Origin of the sequence: Sphingomonas sp. Leaf33 (assembly GCF_001421785.1) — a bacterium.
GTDB lineage: Bacteria > Pseudomonadota > Alphaproteobacteria > Sphingomonadales > Sphingomonadaceae > Sphingomonas.
In genome coordinates this window covers 2310563-2327537 of the sequence record NZ_LMLB01000001.1, presented here as the reverse complement: position 1 = coordinate 2327537, position 16975 = coordinate 2310563, and the positions used below count along the sequence as shown (strand labels likewise).

General features: G+C 66.2%; 15 protein-coding genes and 1 pseudogene. 11 read left to right on the top strand and 5 right to left on the bottom strand.

The window, feature by feature from the left end:
• Positions 1-29: 29 nt before the first annotated feature.
• Both creD and ASE86_RS11440 read left to right on the top strand, forming a co-directional pair.
• A complete protein-coding gene (gene creD, locus ASE86_RS11445) occupies positions 30-1397 on the top strand; it encodes a cell envelope integrity protein CreD (RefSeq protein WP_056426123.1) in 1368 nt (455 codons plus the stop codon).
• 82 nt (positions 1398-1479) lie between these two features.
• Positions 1480-2265 carry a succinate dehydrogenase iron-sulfur subunit gene (locus ASE86_RS11440; protein WP_056426120.1) on the top strand — a complete coding sequence of 262 codons (786 nt, stop codon included), beginning with the start codon at positions 1480-1482 and terminating at the stop codon, positions 2263-2265.
• Here the strand turns inward: ASE86_RS11440 and ASE86_RS16495 are convergent.
• A complete protein-coding gene (locus tag ASE86_RS16495; protein WP_156347103.1) occupies positions 2258-2479 on the bottom strand; it encodes a hypothetical protein in 222 nt (73 codons plus the stop codon). The two genes, ASE86_RS11440 and ASE86_RS16495, sit on opposite strands and share 8 nt — an antisense overlap.
• Before the next feature lie 22 nt (positions 2480-2501).
• On the opposite strand from ASE86_RS16495, the gene zapE reads away from it, so the two are divergent.
• From zapE to lpdA, 7 genes and pseudogenes are all read left to right on the top strand, one after another.
• Complete coding sequence (zapE, locus tag ASE86_RS11435; RefSeq protein WP_056426117.1) at positions 2502-3611, top strand: cell division protein ZapE; 1110 nt, start codon at positions 2502-2504, stop codon at positions 3609-3611.
• A 163-nt stretch (positions 3612-3774) separates the two neighbouring features.
• Positions 3775-4737 carry a malate dehydrogenase gene (gene mdh, locus ASE86_RS11430; protein ID WP_056427079.1) on the top strand — a complete coding sequence of 321 codons (963 nt, stop codon included), beginning with the start codon at positions 3775-3777 and terminating at the stop codon, positions 4735-4737.
• Positions 4738-4831: 94 nt separating this feature from the next.
• A pseudogene (locus ASE86_RS15720) lies at positions 4832-5139 on the top strand (GIY-YIG nuclease family protein).
• A complete protein-coding gene (gene sucD / locus ASE86_RS11425) occupies positions 5136-6020 on the top strand; it encodes a succinate--CoA ligase subunit alpha (protein ID WP_056426115.1) in 885 nt (294 codons plus the stop codon). The pseudogene ASE86_RS15720 and the gene sucD overlap by 4 nt, the downstream one beginning before the upstream one ends.
• A 102-nt stretch (positions 6021-6122) precedes the next feature.
• The gene (locus ASE86_RS11420) at positions 6123-9089 is read left to right on the top strand and encodes a 2-oxoglutarate dehydrogenase E1 component (RefSeq protein ID WP_082441799.1); all 2967 of its coding nucleotides are present in this window, start codon (positions 6123-6125) and stop codon (positions 9087-9089) included.
• A gap of 115 nt (positions 9090-9204) precedes the next feature.
• Positions 9205-10455 carry a 2-oxoglutarate dehydrogenase complex dihydrolipoyllysine-residue succinyltransferase gene (odhB, locus tag ASE86_RS11415; protein ID WP_056426112.1) on the top strand — a complete coding sequence of 417 codons (1251 nt, stop codon included), beginning with the start codon at positions 9205-9207 and terminating at the stop codon, positions 10453-10455.
• Positions 10456-10574: 119 nt separating this feature from the next.
• A complete protein-coding gene (lpdA, locus tag ASE86_RS11410) occupies positions 10575-11966 on the top strand; it encodes a dihydrolipoyl dehydrogenase (protein ID WP_056426108.1) in 1392 nt (463 codons plus the stop codon).
• Between the two features lie 299 nt (positions 11967-12265).
• Here lpdA and ASE86_RS11405 read toward each other — a convergent pair whose 3' ends face one another.
• The gene (locus ASE86_RS11405; RefSeq protein WP_056426105.1) at positions 12266-12928 is read right to left on the bottom strand and encodes a YoaK family protein; all 663 of its coding nucleotides are present in this window, start codon (positions 12926-12928) and stop codon (positions 12266-12268) included.
• Positions 12929-13008: 80 nt separating this feature from the next.
• Between ASE86_RS11405 and ASE86_RS11400 the strand changes: the two genes are divergently transcribed.
• Positions 13009-13320 (top strand): hypothetical protein, encoded by a 312-nt coding sequence (locus ASE86_RS11400; RefSeq protein WP_056426102.1) that lies wholly within the window; start codon positions 13009-13011, stop codon positions 13318-13320.
• Positions 13317-13946 carry a trimeric intracellular cation channel family protein gene (locus ASE86_RS11395; RefSeq protein WP_056426099.1) on the top strand — a complete coding sequence of 210 codons (630 nt, stop codon included), beginning with the start codon at positions 13317-13319 and terminating at the stop codon, positions 13944-13946. The genes ASE86_RS11400 and ASE86_RS11395 overlap by 4 nt, the downstream gene beginning before the upstream one ends.
• A 20-nt stretch (positions 13947-13966) precedes the next feature.
• Here the strand turns inward: ASE86_RS11395 and ASE86_RS11390 are convergent, their stop codons facing one another.
• Genes ASE86_RS11390 through lptF form a run of 3 tightly spaced genes read right to left on the bottom strand, consistent with a single transcriptional unit; the run spans position 13967 to position 16943 of the window.
• Positions 13967-14641 (bottom strand): DUF2490 domain-containing protein, encoded by a 675-nt coding sequence (locus ASE86_RS11390; protein WP_162233330.1) that lies wholly within the window; start codon positions 14639-14641, stop codon positions 13967-13969.
• A 2-nt stretch (positions 14642-14643) separates the two neighbouring features.
• Positions 14644-15744, bottom strand: a complete 1101-nt coding sequence (gene lptG, locus ASE86_RS11385) for an LPS export ABC transporter permease LptG (RefSeq protein WP_056426094.1) — start codon at positions 15742-15744, stop codon at positions 14644-14646.
• Positions 15741-16943 carry an LPS export ABC transporter permease LptF gene (gene lptF, locus ASE86_RS11380; RefSeq protein WP_056426091.1) on the bottom strand — a complete coding sequence of 401 codons (1203 nt, stop codon included), beginning with the start codon at positions 16941-16943 and terminating at the stop codon, positions 15741-15743. Before lptF ends, lptG begins: the two co-directional genes overlap by 4 nt.
• Between the last annotated feature and the right edge of the window lie 32 nt (positions 16944-16975).

Genomic DNA, 16975 nt, shown 5'->3' with positions numbered 1-16975 from the left:
GACGGGGCTCCACTTCAGGAGCCCTACCCATGGACCATCTGCCTCGCGTCGAGCGCACGCCGACGATGAAGCTCGCCTTTGCGATCCTAGTCGCCGCGGCGCTCACCATCCCGCTCTTTGCCGTCTATCTGCTCGTCTATGACCGCCAGTCGCAGTCGGAGTCCGCGCGCGCATCGATCGCGGAAGGGTGGGGTGGCCCGCAGACGATCGGCGGGCCGGTGCTGGTCATCCCCTATCTGTCCGATGCGACGGACCCGGTGCCGCAGGGCGGGCAGCCGAGCGCCCGCACGTCGCGCGTATGGCGCGAATTGCAGATCGCGCCGGACCTGACCGACATCCGCTCGACGATAGCCCCGGAACGGCGCAAGCGATCGATCTACGAAGCCGTGGTCTATTCCGCGGCCACCACCGGGCAGGCACGCTTCACGCTGCCCGCCGACCTTACGCGCTACGGTGTCGCGGCTGACGCGCTTGCGCTCGACCGGGCCGAACTGCGCTTCGGCCTGAGTGACGCGCGCGGCCTGTACGGTGCGCCGCCGTCCGTCGAGATCGACGGCGCCCGTCGTCCGCTTCGGCCGGACAAGGGCGTGGAGGCGACCGGCGGGGCCGGGTTCGTCGCCCCGTTCGATGCGGGCGTGCTGCGCGGGCGGGCGATCGTTGCAAAATTCTCCTATGATTTCCGCGGCAACACCAGCCTGATGCTTGCCCCCTTCGCCGGCGACACGCGCTGGACGGTGACGTCGCCGTGGCAGCACCCGAGCTTTGGCGGCGGCTTCCTGCCCGCGCAGCACAGCCTGGACGTCGACGGCTTCACCGCGCGCTGGCGTGTCGGCAATCTGGCGCTGGGCCGGGCGCTGGTGTCGGCAGGTGTGCCGTCCGTCGATACCAACCGCACCGACGCGGGCAGCGATCACCTCGCAGGCGTGACTCTTGTTTCACCGGTCGATCTCTACGCCCAGGTCAACCGCAGCGTGAAATACGGCTTCCTGTTCATCGGTTTCACCTTTGCCGCCTTCCTGATGTTCGACGTGGTCGGCGGGGTGCGTGTTTCGGCCATCGAATATCTGTTGGTCGGCGCGGGGCTGGTGCTGTTCTTCGTCATGCTGCTGGCCTTTGCCGAAGTGATCGGCTTTGCCGCTGCCTATCTGGTCGCAGGCGGCGCGATCGTCGGGTTGCTCACCGCCTATTCGGGCGCGGTCCTGGGCAGTCGGCGCCGGGCGGGCTTCGTCGCTGCCCTGCTGGGGGCGTTGTACGGCGTGCTCTACGTATTGCTCAGCCTGGAGGAATTTTCGTTGCTGATCGGCTCCGTCCTGTTGTTCGCGGCGCTGGCCAGCATCATGTACCTGACGCGCAACATCGAATGGGGCGGGCGCGAGACCGCTGAGATAGCGGGCTGAATTCGCGGGTGATGCGTACCGACGGTTGAGCCGGCGCGCATCACCCGCTATCGCGCGCTCCAGAGAAGGACGGATACAAGCGATGGCCGAGTTCACCCTGCCGAAAAACAGCAAGATCACGGGCAAGGGCCGCGTGCACAAGGCGCCGGCCGGGGCAACCCGCGTGAAATCGTTCAAGATCTATCGCTACGACCCGGATTCGGGCGAAAATCCGCGCTACGACACGTTCGAGGTTGATCTGGACGACTGCGGCCCGATGGTCCTCGACGCGCTCATTAAGATCAAGGCGGAGCAGGACCCCTCGCTGACCTTCCGCCGGTCGTGCCGCGAGGGCATCTGCGGATCGTGCTCGATGAACCTCGGCGGCAAGAACGGTCTGGCCTGCACCACCGCGATCGAGGACATGAAGGGCGAGGTTCGCATCACGCCGTTGCCGGCGATGGACGTCATCAAGGACCTGGTCCCCGACTTCACGCACTTCTACGCGCAATACGCCTCGATCAAGCCGTGGCTGCAGACCGTCACTCCGGCGCCGGCCGGCAAGGAGCGGCTCCAGAGCCCCGAGCAGCGCGAGAAGCTGGATGGCCTGTATGAGTGCATCCTGTGCGCCTGCTGCTCGACCAGCTGCCCGAGCTACTGGTGGAACAGCGACAAGTTCCTGGGGCCGGCGATCCTGCTTCAAGCGTACCGCTGGCTGGCCGATAGCCGCGACGAAATGACCGGCGAGCGGCTGGACGCGCTGGAGGATCCCTTCCGCCTGTACCGCTGCCACACGATCATGAACTGCGCGAACGCGTGCCCGAAGGGGTTGAGCCCGGCGAAGGCGATCGCGGAAATCAAGAAGATGGAAGCCGAGCGGATTATTTGATCCGCTGGCGCTTTTTCCGTTCGTGCTGAGCCTGTCGAAGCACCGTTCTTTGAGCCGCGAGCGTGGTGCTGAAGAAGTACGGTGCTTCGACAAGCTCAGCACGAACGGGGGGTGGCTCGCTTTCCATCTTGATTGGCCCTTCGCCAGCGATGGCGTTCGTCCCTAACACCAAATCCGTTCGCACTGAGCTTGTCGAAGTGCTGCCCTTCTTCATGCCGCGAGCGATGACCTAGCCAATGCCCAACGTCCTCGCCCGCTACGAAGCGCTCGTCGCCAGCGGAGAGCTCCGCTCCGATTCCGCGCAGGAAGACGCCGCCCGCTGTCTCGCCGCGCTCGCGACCGCGCTCGAGAACCAGCAGAAGCCCGGCCTGATCGGGCGCCTGTTCGGCCGAACGCCCGAGTCCCCCCGCGGCCTGTACCTGTGGGGCGGTGTGGGGCGTGGCAAGTCGATGCTGATGGACCTGTTCCACAGCTGCCTGAAGATCGAGCAGAAACGCCGCGTCCACTTCCACGAATTCATGGCCGAGGTCCACGATCGCCTGCGCATCGAGCGCGAGAAGGAGGCCGGCGATCCGATCCCGCCCGTCGCCGCCGCGCTGGCGACCGACGTGCGCGTGCTGGCGTTCGACGAACTGGTCGTCACCAACATGGCCGATGCCGCGATCCTCTCGCGCCTCTTCACCGGCCTGTTCGACCACGGCGTGACAATTGTCGCGACCTCGAACCGCGTGCCCGGCGATCTCTACAAGGACGGGCTCAATCGTCACCTGTTCCTGCCGTTCATCGCGCTGATCGAGCAGAAGATGGACGTGATCGCGCTAAACGGCCCCACCGACTACCGCCTCGATCGACTGGGCAGCGGCGAGACGTGGCATGTCCCGACCGGCGATGCTGCGACAGAGGCGGTGACGGACGCCTTCTTCCGCTTGACCGACTTCGACCCCGCCGACCGCGAGCATGTTCCGAGCGAGGATCTGGCGATCCCAGGCGGCCGGGTGCTGCATGTCCCCAAGAGCCTGAAGGGCGTCGGCGTGTTCAGCTTCAAACGGCTGTGCGGCGAACCGCGCGGCGTACCCGATTACCTGGCGATCGCGCGTCATTTTCACACCGTTATCATCGTCGGCATCCCCAGGATGGGTCCCGACAACCGCAACGAGGCCGCGCGCTTCGTGACGCTGATCGACGCGCTGTACGAGCACAAGGTCAAGCTGCTCGCGACCGCCGATGCCGAGCCTGACGATCTGTACGTCGCGGGCGACGGAGCATTCGAGTTCGAGCGGACCGCCAGCAGGCTTATGGAAATGCGGTCCGCGGACTATCTGGCGCTGGGGCACGGCACGGACTAGACTTATCGCTACTGCGAACGATATGCAATTAAAGGCCTTAGCCCATCTGTTTTACGGGTTGCCGCAAGCGCGGGATGGGCCTATGGCCCCGTCCGACTTTCGCGCGTCTGTCGTTGATGTTCGGGCGCGCCCGATGCTCATATACGCGAAGGGAGAGACGGTTTTGGCTCGCAAGAAGATCGCGCTGATCGGCGCCGGTAATATCGGCGGCACGCTCGCGCACCTGGCCGCCCTGAAGGGCCTGGGCGATATCGTCCTGTTCGACGTCGTCGAAGGCGTGCCGCAGGGCAAGGCGCTCGACCTGTCGCAGTGCGGCCCGGTCGAAGGCTTCGATGCGACCATCACCGGTTCGAACGATTACAAGGACATCGCCGGCGCCGACGTCATCATCGTGACCGCGGGCGTCGCGCGCAAGCCGGGCATGAGCCGCGACGATCTGCTCGGCATCAATCTGAAGGTGATGAAGGCGGTCGGCGAGGGCATTGCCGAACACGCCCCCGATGCGTTCGTGATCTGCATCACCAACCCGCTCGACGCGATGGTCTGGGCACTGCGTGAATTCTCGGGCCTGCCGCACCAGAAGGTCGTCGGCATGGCCGGCGTGCTGGACTCGGCGCGGTTCAGCCATTTCCTGGCCGAAGAGTTCAAGGTGTCGGTTAAGGACATCAACACCTTCGTGCTGGGCGGCCACGGCGACACGATGGTCCCGGTGCTCGAATATTCGACCGTCAGCGGCATCCCGGTCAGCGACCTGATCGCGATGGGCATGTCGACGCAGGAGCGCGTCGATGAAATCATCAAGCGCACCCGCGGCGGCGGCGGCGAGATCGTCGCACTGCTCAAGACCGGTTCGGCCTATTACGCGCCCGCCACCAGCGGTATCGCGATGGCCGAAGCGTATCTGTACGACCAGAAGCGCATCCTGCCCGCCGCGGCGCACCTGACCGGCCAGTACGGCATCGACGACCTGTACGTCGGCGTGCCGGTGGTGATCGGCAAGGACGGCGTCGAGAAGGTTGTCGAAGTGAAGCTGAGCGATGAGGCGAAGGGCAATCTTCAGGTTAGCGTCGACGCGGTGAAGGAACTGCTGGTCGCCTGCAGGGGGATCGATGGCAGCCTGAACTGAGCCATGCCGTGCACCCGCGTAGGCGGGTGCCCAGGGTTGTTGAGGGATGACCTCTGTGACCCTAGGCTCCCGCCTTCGCGGGAGCACGGAGGGGCTGATGAAGGCCGGTTACGTTTACATCGTGGCGAGCCAGCGAAACGGAACGATTTATACCGGATCGACAAGCAATCTAATCCAGCGGATCTGGCAGCATCGCAACGGGTAGGCAGCGAATTCACCAGCGACACGAGGTGCATCCTCCTGGTCTGGTACGAAGTGCATGATGATCTGCAGGAAGCGCGGCAGCGCGAACGGCGGATCAAGAAATGGAACAGGCCGTGGAAGCTGCGGCTGATCGAGGAGATGAACCCACGGTGGGATGATCTGTTCGATTCGATAACTGGGACTGCGGAGACAGTATGAGCATCCTCGTCAACAAGAACACCAAGGTCATCACCCAGGGCATGACCGGGGAGACCGGCAGCTTCCATACCAAGGCGGCGCTGGATTACGGCACGCAGATGGTGGGCGGCGTCACGCCGGGTAAGGGCGGCACCGAGCATCTGGGGCTTCCGGTGTTCAACACCGTCGCCGAAGCCAAGTCGAAGACCGGCGCCGATGCGAGCGTCATCTACGTGCCGCCGCCCTTCGCCGCGGACTCGATCCTGGAAGCGATCGACGCCGAAATCCCGCTGATCGTCTGCATCACGGAGGGCATTCCGGTGCTCGACATGGTGAAGGTCAAGCGCGCCCTGTCGGGTTCGAAGTCGCGGCTGATCGGTCCGAACTGCCCGGGCGTCTTGACGCCGGGCGAGTGCAAGATCGGCATCATGCCGGGCAGCATCTTTTCCAAGGGCTCGGTCGGCGTCGTCTCGCGCTCGGGCACGCTGACCTATGAAGCGGTGTTCCAGACGACCAACGCGGGCCTCGGCCAGACCACCGCGGTCGGCATCGGCGGCGATCCGGTGAACGGCACCAACTTCATCGACGTGCTGGAGCTGTTTCTCGCCGACGACGCGACCGAATCCATCATCATGATCGGCGAGATCGGCGGCGACGCGGAAGAGCAGGCTGCGCAGTTCCTGATCGACGAGGCCAAGCGCGGTCGAAGCAAGCCGATGGCCGGCTTCATCGCCGGTCGCACCGCGCCTCCGGGCCGTCGCATGGGTCACGCCGGCGCGATCGTGTCGGGCGGCAAGGGCGACGCCGAAAGCAAGATCGCGGCGATGGAAGCCGCCGGCATCAAGGTCGCGGATTCGCCCAGCCTGCTGGGCGAGACGCTGGTGTCGGTGCTGAGCAAGTAAAAGCGTAAACCTGTCCCCGCGCAAGCGGGGACCCAGAGCCCACAGCAATCCGCTCTCGGCTCTGGGCTCCCGCCTGTGCGGGAGCACCACGGAGTGGTTGTGATGGGCTACGAAGGCCAGGATTTTTCAGATATCGCCGGCGGCGTCTCGCAGGCGTTCGTCGACACGCTTTATGCGAGGTACAAGAGCGACCCGTCGGGCCTGGAACCCGGCTGGCGGGCGTTCTTCGACGGGCTGGAGGGCGCCGCAACCGGTCCGTCCTGGGCGAAGAAGAACTGGCCGCCGACCGAAACCGATGCGCTGACCGCCGGGCTCGACCCGACGCAGATGGAGCCGACACCCAAGCCGGCAAAGCCTGGCGCCAAGCCCGCTGCTGCCGCGGCGCCCGCTGCGTCCCCCGATGCGATCCGTGCCGCGGCCGATGCGTCGATCCGCGCGATGACGCTGATCCGCACCTACCGCGTCCGTGGCCACCTGGCGGCGAACCTCGATCCGCTGGGCCTGTCGAAGCGCGAGCTGCCCGAGGATCTGCGGACCGAATATCACGGCTTCACCGACGACCAGATCGACACGCCGGTCTTCCTGGGCGGCGTGCTGGGCTTGCAGACCGCGACCATCCGCGAGCTCGTTACGATCCTGCGCGCCAACTACTGCGGTAACGTCGGCCTTGAATATATGCACATCGCCGACGTGGAGGAGCGCAAGTTCCTGCAGGACCGGATGGAGGGCCGCGACAAGGCGATCCAGTTCACGCCCGACGGCAAGAAGGCGATCCTGAGCAAGGTGATCCATGCCGAGGGTTACGAGAAGTTCCTGGGCAAGAAGTACGTCGGCACCAAGCGCTTCGGCCTGGACGGTGGCGAAAGCATGATCCCGGCGCTGGAAAGCGTCATCAAATACGGCGGCCAGCAGGGCGTGCGCGAGATCGTGTACGGCATGGCGCACCGCGGCCGCCTGAACGTGCTCGCCAACGTGCTCGCCAAGCCGTATCGCGCGATCTTCCACGAATTTTCGGGCGGGTCGTCCAACCCCGAGGACGTCGGCGGCTCGGGCGACGTGAAGTATCATCTGGGCACCTCGACCGACCGTGAGTTCGACGGGATCAAGGTCCACATGTCGCTGGTCGCCAACCCCAGCCACCTGGAAGCCGCCGATCCGGTCGTGCTGGGCAAGACCCGCGCGATCCAGACGCTGGCGGGCGACCTGACCGAACACAAGGCGTCGCTGCCCGTGCTGATCCATGGCGACGCGGCGATGGCGGGGCAGGGGATCGTCTGGGAATGCCTCGGCTTTTCCGGCATTCGCGGCTACAACACCGGCGGCTGCGTCCATTTCATCATCAACAACCAGGTCGGCTTCACCACCAGCCCGCAGTTCGCGCGGAGCTCGCCGTATCCGTCGGATGTGGCCAAGGGCGTCCAGGCGCCGATCTTCCACGTCAACGGCGATGACCCGGAAGCGGTGACCTTTGCCACCAAGATGGCGATCGAGTTCCGCCAGACCTTCCACCGCGACGTCGTGATCGACATGTGGTGCTACCGCCGTTTCGGCCACAACGAGGGCGACGAGCCGTCGTTCACCCAGCCGCTGATGTATGCCAAGATCAAGCAACACCCGGGTGTCAGCAAGATCTACGGCGACCGGCTGATGGCGGAAGGCGTGATCGACCAGGCCTGGATCAACGAACAGTGGAAAGCTTTCGATACGCTGATGGAAGGCGAGTTCGAGGCGGGTGCCTCGTACAAGCCGAACAAGGCGGACTGGTTCGCCGGTCGCTGGTCGGGGCTTCATGCGCCTTCGGACGGCGAGAGCAGCCGCCGCAACGTCGAAACGGGCATCGACAAGAAGCTGTTCGACAGCCTGGGCCGCACGCTGACGACGGTCCCGGACAGCATCCAGATCCACAAGACGCTGTCGCGCGTGATCGATGCCAAGCGCAACATGTTCGCCAGCGGTGAGAATTTCGACTGGGCGACCGGCGAAGCGCTCGCGTTCGGCTCGCTGATGTCGGAAGGCTATGGCGTCCGCCTGTCGGGACAGGATTCCGGCCGCGGTACGTTCAGCCAGCGTCACGCGGTGTGGGTCGACCAGACCGACGAGCACAAGTACGTGCCGCTAACGACCGTGCCGCACGGCCGGTTCGAAGTGCTCGACTCGCCGCTCAGCGAATATGGCGTGCTTGGCTTCGAATACGGCTTCGCGCTGGCGGACCCGAAGACGCTGGTGCTGTGGGAAGCGCAGTTCGGCGACTTCGTGAACGGTGCGCAGATCATGATCGACCAGTTCATCACGTCAGGCGAATCGAAGTGGCTCCGCGCCAACGGCCTCGTGATGCTGCTGCCGCACGGCTATGAGGGGCAAGGCCCGGAACACAGCTCGGCGCGGCCCGAGCGGTTTCTCCAGGCGTGTGCGCAGGACAATATCCAGGTCGCCAACTGCACCACCCCGGCAAACTACTTCCACCTGCTGCGCCGCCAGATGCATCGGTCGTTCCGCAAGCCGCTGATCATCATGACGCCGAAGTCGCTGCTGCGGCACAAGCTGGCGGTCAGCAAGGCAGAGGATTTCCAGGGCGACAGCCACTTCCGCCGCCTCCTGTCCGACCCGAAGGCGCCGGCCGACGCGGATACGCGTCGTCTGGTGCTGTGCACCGGCAAGGTCGCCTACGACCTGATGGAGGCGCGCGACGCGGCGGGCGATACCGCTACGCAGATCGTCCGTGTCGAGCAGCTTTACCCGTTCCCCGGCGAGCCGCTGGCCGAGCGGGTGCGCGCCATGCCGAACCTTGAGGAAATCGTCTGGGCGCAGGAAGAGCCGAAGAACAATGGTTCGTGGTTCTTTGTCGAGCCCCTGATCGAGGAAGCGCTGGCCGACGCCGGCTGCCGGATCGGCCGCGCCCGCTATGCGGGACGGGCGGCCTCCGCCTCGCCCGCGACCGGCCTGATGAAGCGGCACCAACTCGAGCAGGCGGCACTGGTCGCCGACGCGCTGGGCCACAGCGTGCGCGAGGAAATCCGCCGCGCACAGAAGACCGAAGACCCCAAGACGGCAGGTGCCGCCGGCGGGTAAGATTGCGATACCGAACTATCCCGTTCGCCCTGAGCTTGTCGAAGGGCCGTACTTCTTAAAAGAAAGGGCAGGGCTTCGACAAGCTCAGCCCGAACGGTTGTGAGGACCGAAAGCGATGTCGACCGAAATCAAAGTCCCCGTCTTGGGCGAATCGATCACCGAAGCGACGCTGGGAGAGTGGCTGAAGCAGCCGGGCGATCCGGTCGTGGCTGACGAGCCCATCGCCAGCCTTGAGACCGACAAGGTCTCGGTCGAGGTTCCCGCACCGGTTGCAGGCGTGATGGGCGAACATGGCGTGCAGGTCGGCGAGACGGTTGCCGTCGGCGCGACGATCGGCGTGATCGAGGCGGGTGACGGCAAGGCGGCGGCTCCCGCGCCCGCACCGTCCGCTACGGCACCCGCGCCGGTACCGGCCGACACCGCGGGCCAGCAGGCGCCGGCGACCGGCAACGGCGATGCGCCTGCCGCGCTCAGCCCGTCGGTGCGCCGTGCGGTGCTCGAAACCGGTGTCGATCCCGCGACGATCAAGGGGACCGGCAAGGACGGTCGCCTGACCAAGGACGACGTGCTGGCCGCGAAGACCACGCCCGCCACGCAGTCTCCCGCCGCGTCGCCTGCCGCAAACGCGTCGGACGGCGGCGACGCCAGCGCCGGCCGTGCGCCTTCGCGGCGCGAGGAGCGCGTCAAGATGACGCGCCTCCGCCAGACGATCGCCAAGCGGCTCAAGGAGGCGCAGAACACGGCCGCGATGCTCACGACTTTTAACGACGTGGACATGACCGCGGTGATCGAGGCGCGGACCAAGTACAAGGATCTGTTCGAGAAGAAGCACGGCGTCCGCCTGGGCTTCATGGGCTTCTTCGTGAAGGCCGCGACGATGGCGCTGAAGGACATCCCGGCCGTCAACGCGAGCATCGATGGCGACGAGATCGTCTATCACGACTATGCCGACATCTCGGTCGCGGTGTCATCGCCGGGCGGCCTGGTCGTCCCCGTGATCCGCGACGCGCAGGACCTGTCGGTCGCGGGCATCGAAAAGATGATCGGCGACTTCGGCAAGCGCGCCAAGGAAGGCACGCTGAAGATGGACGAGATGAAGGGCGGCACCTTCACCATCTCGAACGGCGGCGTGTTCGGTTCGCTGATGTCGACCCCGATCATCAACCCGCCGCAGTCGGCGGTGCTCGGCCTCCACCGCATCGAGGACAGACCCGTAGTCGTCGATGGCCAGGTCGTCGTGCGGCCCATGATGTACCTCGCGCTTAGCTACGACCATCGCCTGATCGACGGCCGCGAGGCGGTGACGTTCCTGGTCGCGCTGAAGAATGCGATCGAGGACCCGACGCGGATTCTGATCGACCTTTAATAGAGCGATCGCACCACCACATCCGTTCGTGCTGAGCTTGTCGAAGCACCGTTCTTCTTCGAACGGACAGAAAAGAAGTGCAGCCCTTCGACAGGTTCAGGGCGAACGGAGTGAGTTTCATGGCTGAATACGACTACGACGTCCTCGTGATCGGCGCTGGCCCCGGTGGCTATGTCGCCGCAATCCGTGCGGCGCAGCTTGGCCTCAACACCGCATGCGCGGAGAGCCGTGAGACGCTGGGCGGCACCTGCCTCAACGTCGGGTGCATTCCGTCGAAGGCGATGCTGCACGCGTCGGAACTGTTCGACCATGCCGCCAACGGCACGATGGCGAAGCTCGGTATCAAGGTGACGCCCGAACTCGACCTCGACACCATGCACGGCCAGCGCCGCGATGCGGTCAAGCAGCTGACCGGCGGCATCGAATTCCTGTTCAAGAAGAACAAGGTCACCTGGCTGAAGGGCAAGGCGGCGTTCAAGGACGCACACAGCGTCGACGTCGCCGGCCAGACCGTCACCGCCAAAAACATCGTTATCGCAACGGGCTCCTCGGTCACCCCGCTGCCGGGCGTCGAGATCGACCAGAAGGTCATTGTCGATTCGACGGGCGCGCTGGAGCTGGCGAAGGTGCCGAACCACATGGTCGTCATCGGCGGCGGCGTGATCGGGCTGGAACTGGGCTCGGTCTGGCGGCGTCTGGGCGCCAAGGTCACCTGCGTCGAGTTTCTCGACCAGATTTTGCCCGGCTTCGATGGTGAAATCCGCAAGGAATCGAACAAGATTTTCAAGAAGCAGGGGATTGAGTTCAAGCTGTCGACCAAGGTGACGGGCATCCAAAACAATGGCGAGAGCGCGACGCTGACGCTGGAGCCGGCGCAGGGTGGCGAAGCGACGACACTCGATGCCGATGTCGTGCTGGTATCGATCGGCCGTCGTCCGAACACCGATGGGCTTAACCTTGAGGCGATCGGGCTGGCGCCGAACCAGCGCGGACAGATCGAGATCGACCATGATTTTCGAACCAGGGCCGACGGCGTCTGGGCGATCGGCGATGTCGTCCCCGGCCCGATGCTCGCGCACAAGGCCGAGGACGAAGGCATCGCGGTCGCCGAGAACATCGCCGGCCAGACCGGCATCGTGAACCACGACATCATCCCGAGCGTCGTCTACACCTGGCCCGAGATCGCTGGCGTCGGCCTGACCGAAGAGCAGGCGCGCGAAAAGGGCGAGGTCAAGGTCGGCAAGTTCCCGATGATGGCCAACAGCCGCGCCAAGACCAACCACGAGGGCGACGGCTTCGTGAAGGTCATCTCGGACGCCAAGACCGACCGCGTGCTCGGCGCGTGGGTCATCGCGGTGCCGGGCGGCACGATGATCGCGCAGATCGCGCAGGCGATGGAATTCGGCGCGACCAGCGAGGACATCGCCTACACCTGCCACGCCCACCCGACGCATTCGGAAGCGATCAAGGAAGCCGCGATGGCGGTGCAGGGCAAGCCAATCCATATCTAGCCTCCGGCTAGATATGATGACCAAGGCTTGCCCAGGCCGGCGGCGCCGCAAGCGCCGACCGACGTCGCGGCTTCGCCGCGGCGCGTTCCGCTACCACCGTTCGCCCTAAGCTTGTCGAAGGGGTGCCTTTCTTCGCGCCGCACGCTCGCGGGTGGAAAGAAGGGCCGGGCTTCGACAGGCCCAGCCCGAACGGGGATGGGAGAGCACTCCGTGCTCGCGCGCAGACGGGAACCCAGGGTTTCGAAGTCGATCGGTTGTGGCCCAGGGCTCCTGCCTGCGCGGGAGCACGGCTGTATCAACTAAACCCGCCGCACGCGGCCCACACGCTCGGTCACCACCGCCAGTACCACCGTCAGGATTCCCGCGACTACCGCTGCCACTGTCACGGCACTGGCTAGAGATGCACGGCTCGCCAGCGCGCCGAGCACGCCGCCGCACACGAACCCGAGCCACAGCGTCAGATACGGCATCCAGGCGTGCTCGCCGGGCACGCGCATCAGCGATGCGGCGAACTGCTGGCCCAGGCGGACCAGCGTGCCGGTCATGTAGGTCAGGCCGATTGTGACTTCGCGGTCGCGGTTGAACACGCCGTTTTCCGCACCCATCGCAAAGGCGAGCAGCAGGAGCGGCGCGACGACGTGGCCCCACCAGGCGGCACACGCGGCCGCGGTCAGCGCGACGGTGACGACCAGCATCACCGGGGCCTTGTGGCGCCCGGCGAAGCGGTGGCCGACGACGCTGGCGGCCATGACGCCCGACAGGAACATCAGCAGCAATCCGCCGCCGATCCGCACGGCCCCCCAATCGCCGGTCGCGACGCCGATCGCTACGCGGGTCGAATTGCCGCTCATGAACAAGGCGAAAAAGCCGGCAAGTTCGATCCAGGCGACCGCATCGACGAAGCCGGCCAGGGCGGCCAGCGCAACGGCAGCCGCGGCGAGCGGGGCAGGATAGCGCGTCATCGTTCTGCGCTATGGCGAACCGCGCGCGGCTTGTCAGCGGGGATTTGTCTGACGGCTGTCCGTATGGCTAGACGGGAGCGATGTTACCTGAACGCGCTCGTCTGGAAGCCCGCTGGCTCGACCTTACCCGCCGTGACCTGCCGGCGCTGGCGGCCGCGCGGGGCTGGCCGGTCGGCGCCGATCATTGCTTCCAGCGCATCCTGCTCGACGCGGCGTGCGGCGGGGTCTGGTACGACAGCATCGCAGGGCGGCCCGCCTATGTTCACGCGCCCGACGCGATTCTGCGCAAGGCGGTCGCACTCGGGGAGGGAGCGGTTGCCGGCACCGTCGATCTGCCCGCACTCAACACCCGCTCGCTCGAATGGCGGCGAGCGCGTAAGGGGCGCGCATGAATCCGATCGCGGCCCCGCTGGGGGCGACTCTCCCCTACCTCGACCTGTTCGGCATTGCTGTCTTTGCGACGTCGGGTGCGCTGGCTGCGACGCGCGCCAGCCAGACCTTCGTCACCGCGGGCTTCTTCGCGCTGGTGACGGGGGTCGGCGGCGGATCGGTTCGTGACCTGTTGATCGGCGCGCCGGTGTTCTGGACGCATGACCCGTGGGTCGCGGCGGTGTGCCTGGCCGCGGCGGCGATCATCTGGCTGACGCCGGAGGCATGGTGGCGTGGACCCGCGCTCGACTGGTTCGATGCGCTGGGCCTCGCGGTCTATGCGGTGTTCGGCGCGGCCAAGTCGATCGCCTTCGGTATCCCACCCGTGCCCGCCGCGCTGATGGGCGTGGTGACGGCCTGCGTCGGCGGCGTCATTCGCGATGTGCTGGCGGGGGAACCGTCGATCATCATGCGACCCGAGCTGTATGTGACGGCGGCGGCGCTGGCGGCGGGGCTCTATGTCGCGGTCCATGCGCTGGGTGCGCCGATGTGGGTGGCGGCGATCATCGCGGCGCTGGCGGGGTTCGGGCTGCGAGCGGCCGCGATCGCCTGGAAGCTCCGCCTGCCGTCGTATCGCGGGCAGCGGTAGAGCATGTCATCATGCTCTGATTACAGGCTGACGAACAGCGTCGCGTTCAGCACATGGTTGGTGCGGTCCTCGCCCCTGCGGAACACGCGCTGGTTGAGGTAGCCGGGCTCGATCCGCGCCGTCTTGCCGACCGGCAGGCCGATGCCGACGAAGGTGCGCCATTGGTCGACACCCGATCGCGCACCGAAATCGGTGGTGTTGAGGTTGAAGAAGCCTTCGCTGAAGGCGACGGCCTGCACGCCGCCGCGCGTGATGGGAACGCCCGCGCGAACGAACTGGCGCAGTCGCCAGCCGGTCTTCGTGCGGCCTTCGACCATGCGCTGCTCCAGGCGCGTCCGGCTGGTCACCACCGGCTTTCCCGCACGGTTGCGCAGTAACGCGAACTGTACCTGCTGCCACGGGCGATGCTCGCGCGTGATGAGGCCGGCCGGCGACCGTGTCTGGACATAGGCATAGCCGGCGATTGCGCTGGCATCGGGCGCGAAGCGGATGCCGGCGGCGGGGCGCAGGATGAACTGGCCGAGCTGGCCGATCTCGTCGGTGAAGCGCGCCTGCCCCTCCAGCCAGATGTACAGGTCGCCCTTCACCGCGCCTTGGGCGACGACGCCGGTCCAGCCCTGCACGTCCTCGTTGGCATGCGCCGGCGCCGCGATCAGCAGGGCGGGGAGGGCGATGGCCGATAGGAGCGTCCGCATCGTCATTCTTCCGTACGCACCAGCACCGCTTCCCCGACCATCAAAAACAGCAGGAACGGCGCCCAGGCCGCGAGGAACGGCGGGTAGGCACCCAGGTTGCCCATCGCGAGCGCGAAATTGTCGGCGACGAAATAGGCGAAACCCAGCGCCATTCCGATGACGGCGCGCACGAACAGCTTCCCCGACCGTGCGACGCCGAAGGCGGCGACGGCGGCGAGCAGCGGCATCAGGACCGACGACAGCGGCCCCGACAGCTTGTGCCACAGCGACCCCTCCAGCGCCTTGGTCGGGCGGCCGGCGGCGTCGAGATCGTCGATCGCGCTGCTGAGTTCACGGAATGACAGGCCATCGGGATCGACGCTCGACAGGGTGAACTGATCCGGCCGCACGCCGCGTCCGACGACGGTGGTGCCGAGTGCGGTAACCTTCCCCGACGCGACGTCGAAACGCTGTGCGCCGTCGATCCGCCAGCCATCGCCATCGCGGCGTCCGGTGGTGCCGGTGGTGACCGAGATCAGCCGCCCGCCGTCGCGTTCGAAGACGCTGACGCCGCCCAGCGTCGCCGCATCGCCGCGCCCGCGGATCTGGCGCGCCTGGATCAGGTCGTCGCCTTCACGCACCCAGACGTTCGCACGATCGCCGCGGTCGATCGGCAGCGTCCCGTAATCGACCTTCTGCCATTGATCGAGCGTCGCGGTGGCGCGCGCGACGATACGGTCGTTGAACCCGAAGGACAGGGCGGCGACGCCCAGGCTGGCGACGATCAGCGGCGCCAGCACCTGATGCGCCGACAGCCCGGCCGCCTTCATCGAGATGACTTCGCTGTTTTGGTTGAGCGTGGTCAGCGTGATGATCGTGCCAAGCAGGACCGAGAATGGCAGGAAGCGGGAGATGATCTGCGGCGCGCGCAGGCCCACATAGCGCCAGATCTCGGGCTCTCCGTTGCCGGCATGGGCCAGGATGCGCCCGCTCTCGCTCAGCAGGTCGAGCGCCTGAAGGACGACGACCAGCGCCAGCAGGATGGCAAAGGTCCGCGTCAGTAACAGCCGCGCCATGTAGAGCGTGATCGTCCGCGACGGGAAGAACGACGTCGCACCGCTCATGCCGCAACCTCCCGCCGGCGGTTCAGACCGGGAATCCAGCGCTTGATCGCGCTCATCGCCTTGCCGGCCACGCGTTCCAGCGCGCCGATCGGCTGGCCGCCGGGAACGTAGGCGATCTGATAGAACATCCAGCCGACCAGCGCGGTCAGCAGCAGGAACGGTCCCCACAGCGCGATGATCGGATCGATCTGGCCGCGGCCGCCCACGCCTTCGCCGTATTGATTGATCTTGTGGTAGGTCACGATGATGACGATCGACAGGAACACGCCCAGTGCCGATGTCGATCGCTTCGGCGGCACGCCCAGCGCGACCGCCAGGAACGGCAGCAGGAACATCGTCGCGACTTCCGCCAGACGGAAGTGGAACGCGGACCGGCTGGTGTCGCGGGTCTGTTCGCTCGCGCCCCGGTCATGGCCCAGGCGGGCGAGTTCGATCAGGTTGCGCTCGATGTTGCGCTCGCCACGCGGACGGAACTGTTCAAAGCGCGGCAGATCGATCGGCAGATCGTAATTGGTGAAGGTCAGGACGCGAGGCGCGCGATAGCCGGGACCGTTGTGGACCAGCGTGCCGTTGGTCAGGCGGAAGATGATGACATCCGGGTCGTCGGTGCGCAGGAACTGGCCGCTCTCCGCTGTCACCGACGCTTCCTGGCCCGGTCGCGGCGTCGCGTGGACGAAGATGCCGTTCAGCCGGCGTCCGTCGTCCAGGCTCTGCTCGATGCGCAGCGTCATCTTGTCGCCCAGGTTGGTGAATTCGCCGACCTTGATCGATGCGCCGAGCGCGCCGGAGCGCAGTTCGAACCGCAGGCCTTCATAGGCGTAGCGCGCATAGGGCTGGACGAAGCCGACGATCGCGAGGTTCGCCGCGGCAAGGACGATGGTGTAGTAGAAGGGTACGCGCAGCAGCCGCGCATAGCTCATGCCCACGCCGCGAAGGACATCCAGCTCGGACGTCGTCGCCAGGCGCCGGAAGGCCAGCAGGATGCCGAGCATCAGGCCGATGGGAATGCCGAGGCCGAGATATTCGGGGAGCAGATTCGCCAGCATCTTCCACACGACGCTGACCGGTCCGCCTTCGGTCGCGACGAAGTCGAACAGGCGCAACATGCGGTCGAGCACCAGCAGCATCGCCGCGATGACCAGCGTCGAGATCAGCGGTACGGCGATCAGGCGCGCGAGGTAGCGATCGATCGACTTCATGGCCGCCGGCTATATCGGCGCGAACGGCGCGC

Excerpts from the sequence above, each read along its gene's own strand:
- odhB (WP_056426112.1), top strand. The coding sequence starts at position 9,205 with ATGTCGACCGAAATCAAAGTCCCCGTCTTGGGCGAATCGATCACCGAA.
- ASE86_RS16495 (WP_156347103.1), bottom strand. The coding sequence starts at position 2,479 with ATGAAGAAGGGCAGCACTTCGACAAGCTCAGTGCGAACGGATTTGGTG.
- lptF (WP_056426091.1), bottom strand. The coding sequence starts at position 16,943 with ATGAAGTCGATCGATCGCTACCTCGCGCGCCTGATCGCCGTACCGCTG.
- lptG (WP_056426094.1), bottom strand. The coding sequence starts at position 15,744 with ATGAGCGGTGCGACGTCGTTCTTCCCGTCGCGGACGATCACGCTCTAC.
- ASE86_RS11440 (WP_056426120.1), top strand. The coding sequence starts at position 1,480 with ATGGCCGAGTTCACCCTGCCGAAAAACAGCAAGATCACGGGCAAGGGC.
- creD (WP_056426123.1), top strand. The coding sequence starts at position 30 with ATGGACCATCTGCCTCGCGTCGAGCGCACGCCGACGATGAAGCTCGCC.
- zapE (WP_056426117.1), top strand. The coding sequence starts at position 2,502 with ATGCCCAACGTCCTCGCCCGCTACGAAGCGCTCGTCGCCAGCGGAGAG.
- ASE86_RS11390 (WP_162233330.1), bottom strand. The coding sequence starts at position 14,641 with ATGCGGACGCTCCTATCGGCCATCGCCCTCCCCGCCCTGCTGATCGCG.
- ASE86_RS11395 (WP_056426099.1), top strand. The coding sequence starts at position 13,317 with ATGAATCCGATCGCGGCCCCGCTGGGGGCGACTCTCCCCTACCTCGAC.
- ASE86_RS11400 (WP_056426102.1), top strand. The coding sequence starts at position 13,009 with ATGTTACCTGAACGCGCTCGTCTGGAAGCCCGCTGGCTCGACCTTACC.
- lpdA (WP_056426108.1), top strand. The coding sequence starts at position 10,575 with ATGGCTGAATACGACTACGACGTCCTCGTGATCGGCGCTGGCCCCGGT.
- sucD (WP_056426115.1), top strand. The coding sequence starts at position 5,136 with ATGAGCATCCTCGTCAACAAGAACACCAAGGTCATCACCCAGGGCATG.
- ASE86_RS11420 (WP_082441799.1), top strand. The coding sequence starts at position 6,123 with ATGGGCTACGAAGGCCAGGATTTTTCAGATATCGCCGGCGGCGTCTCG.
- ASE86_RS11405 (WP_056426105.1), bottom strand. The coding sequence starts at position 12,928 with ATGACGCGCTATCCTGCCCCGCTCGCCGCGGCTGCCGTTGCGCTGGCC.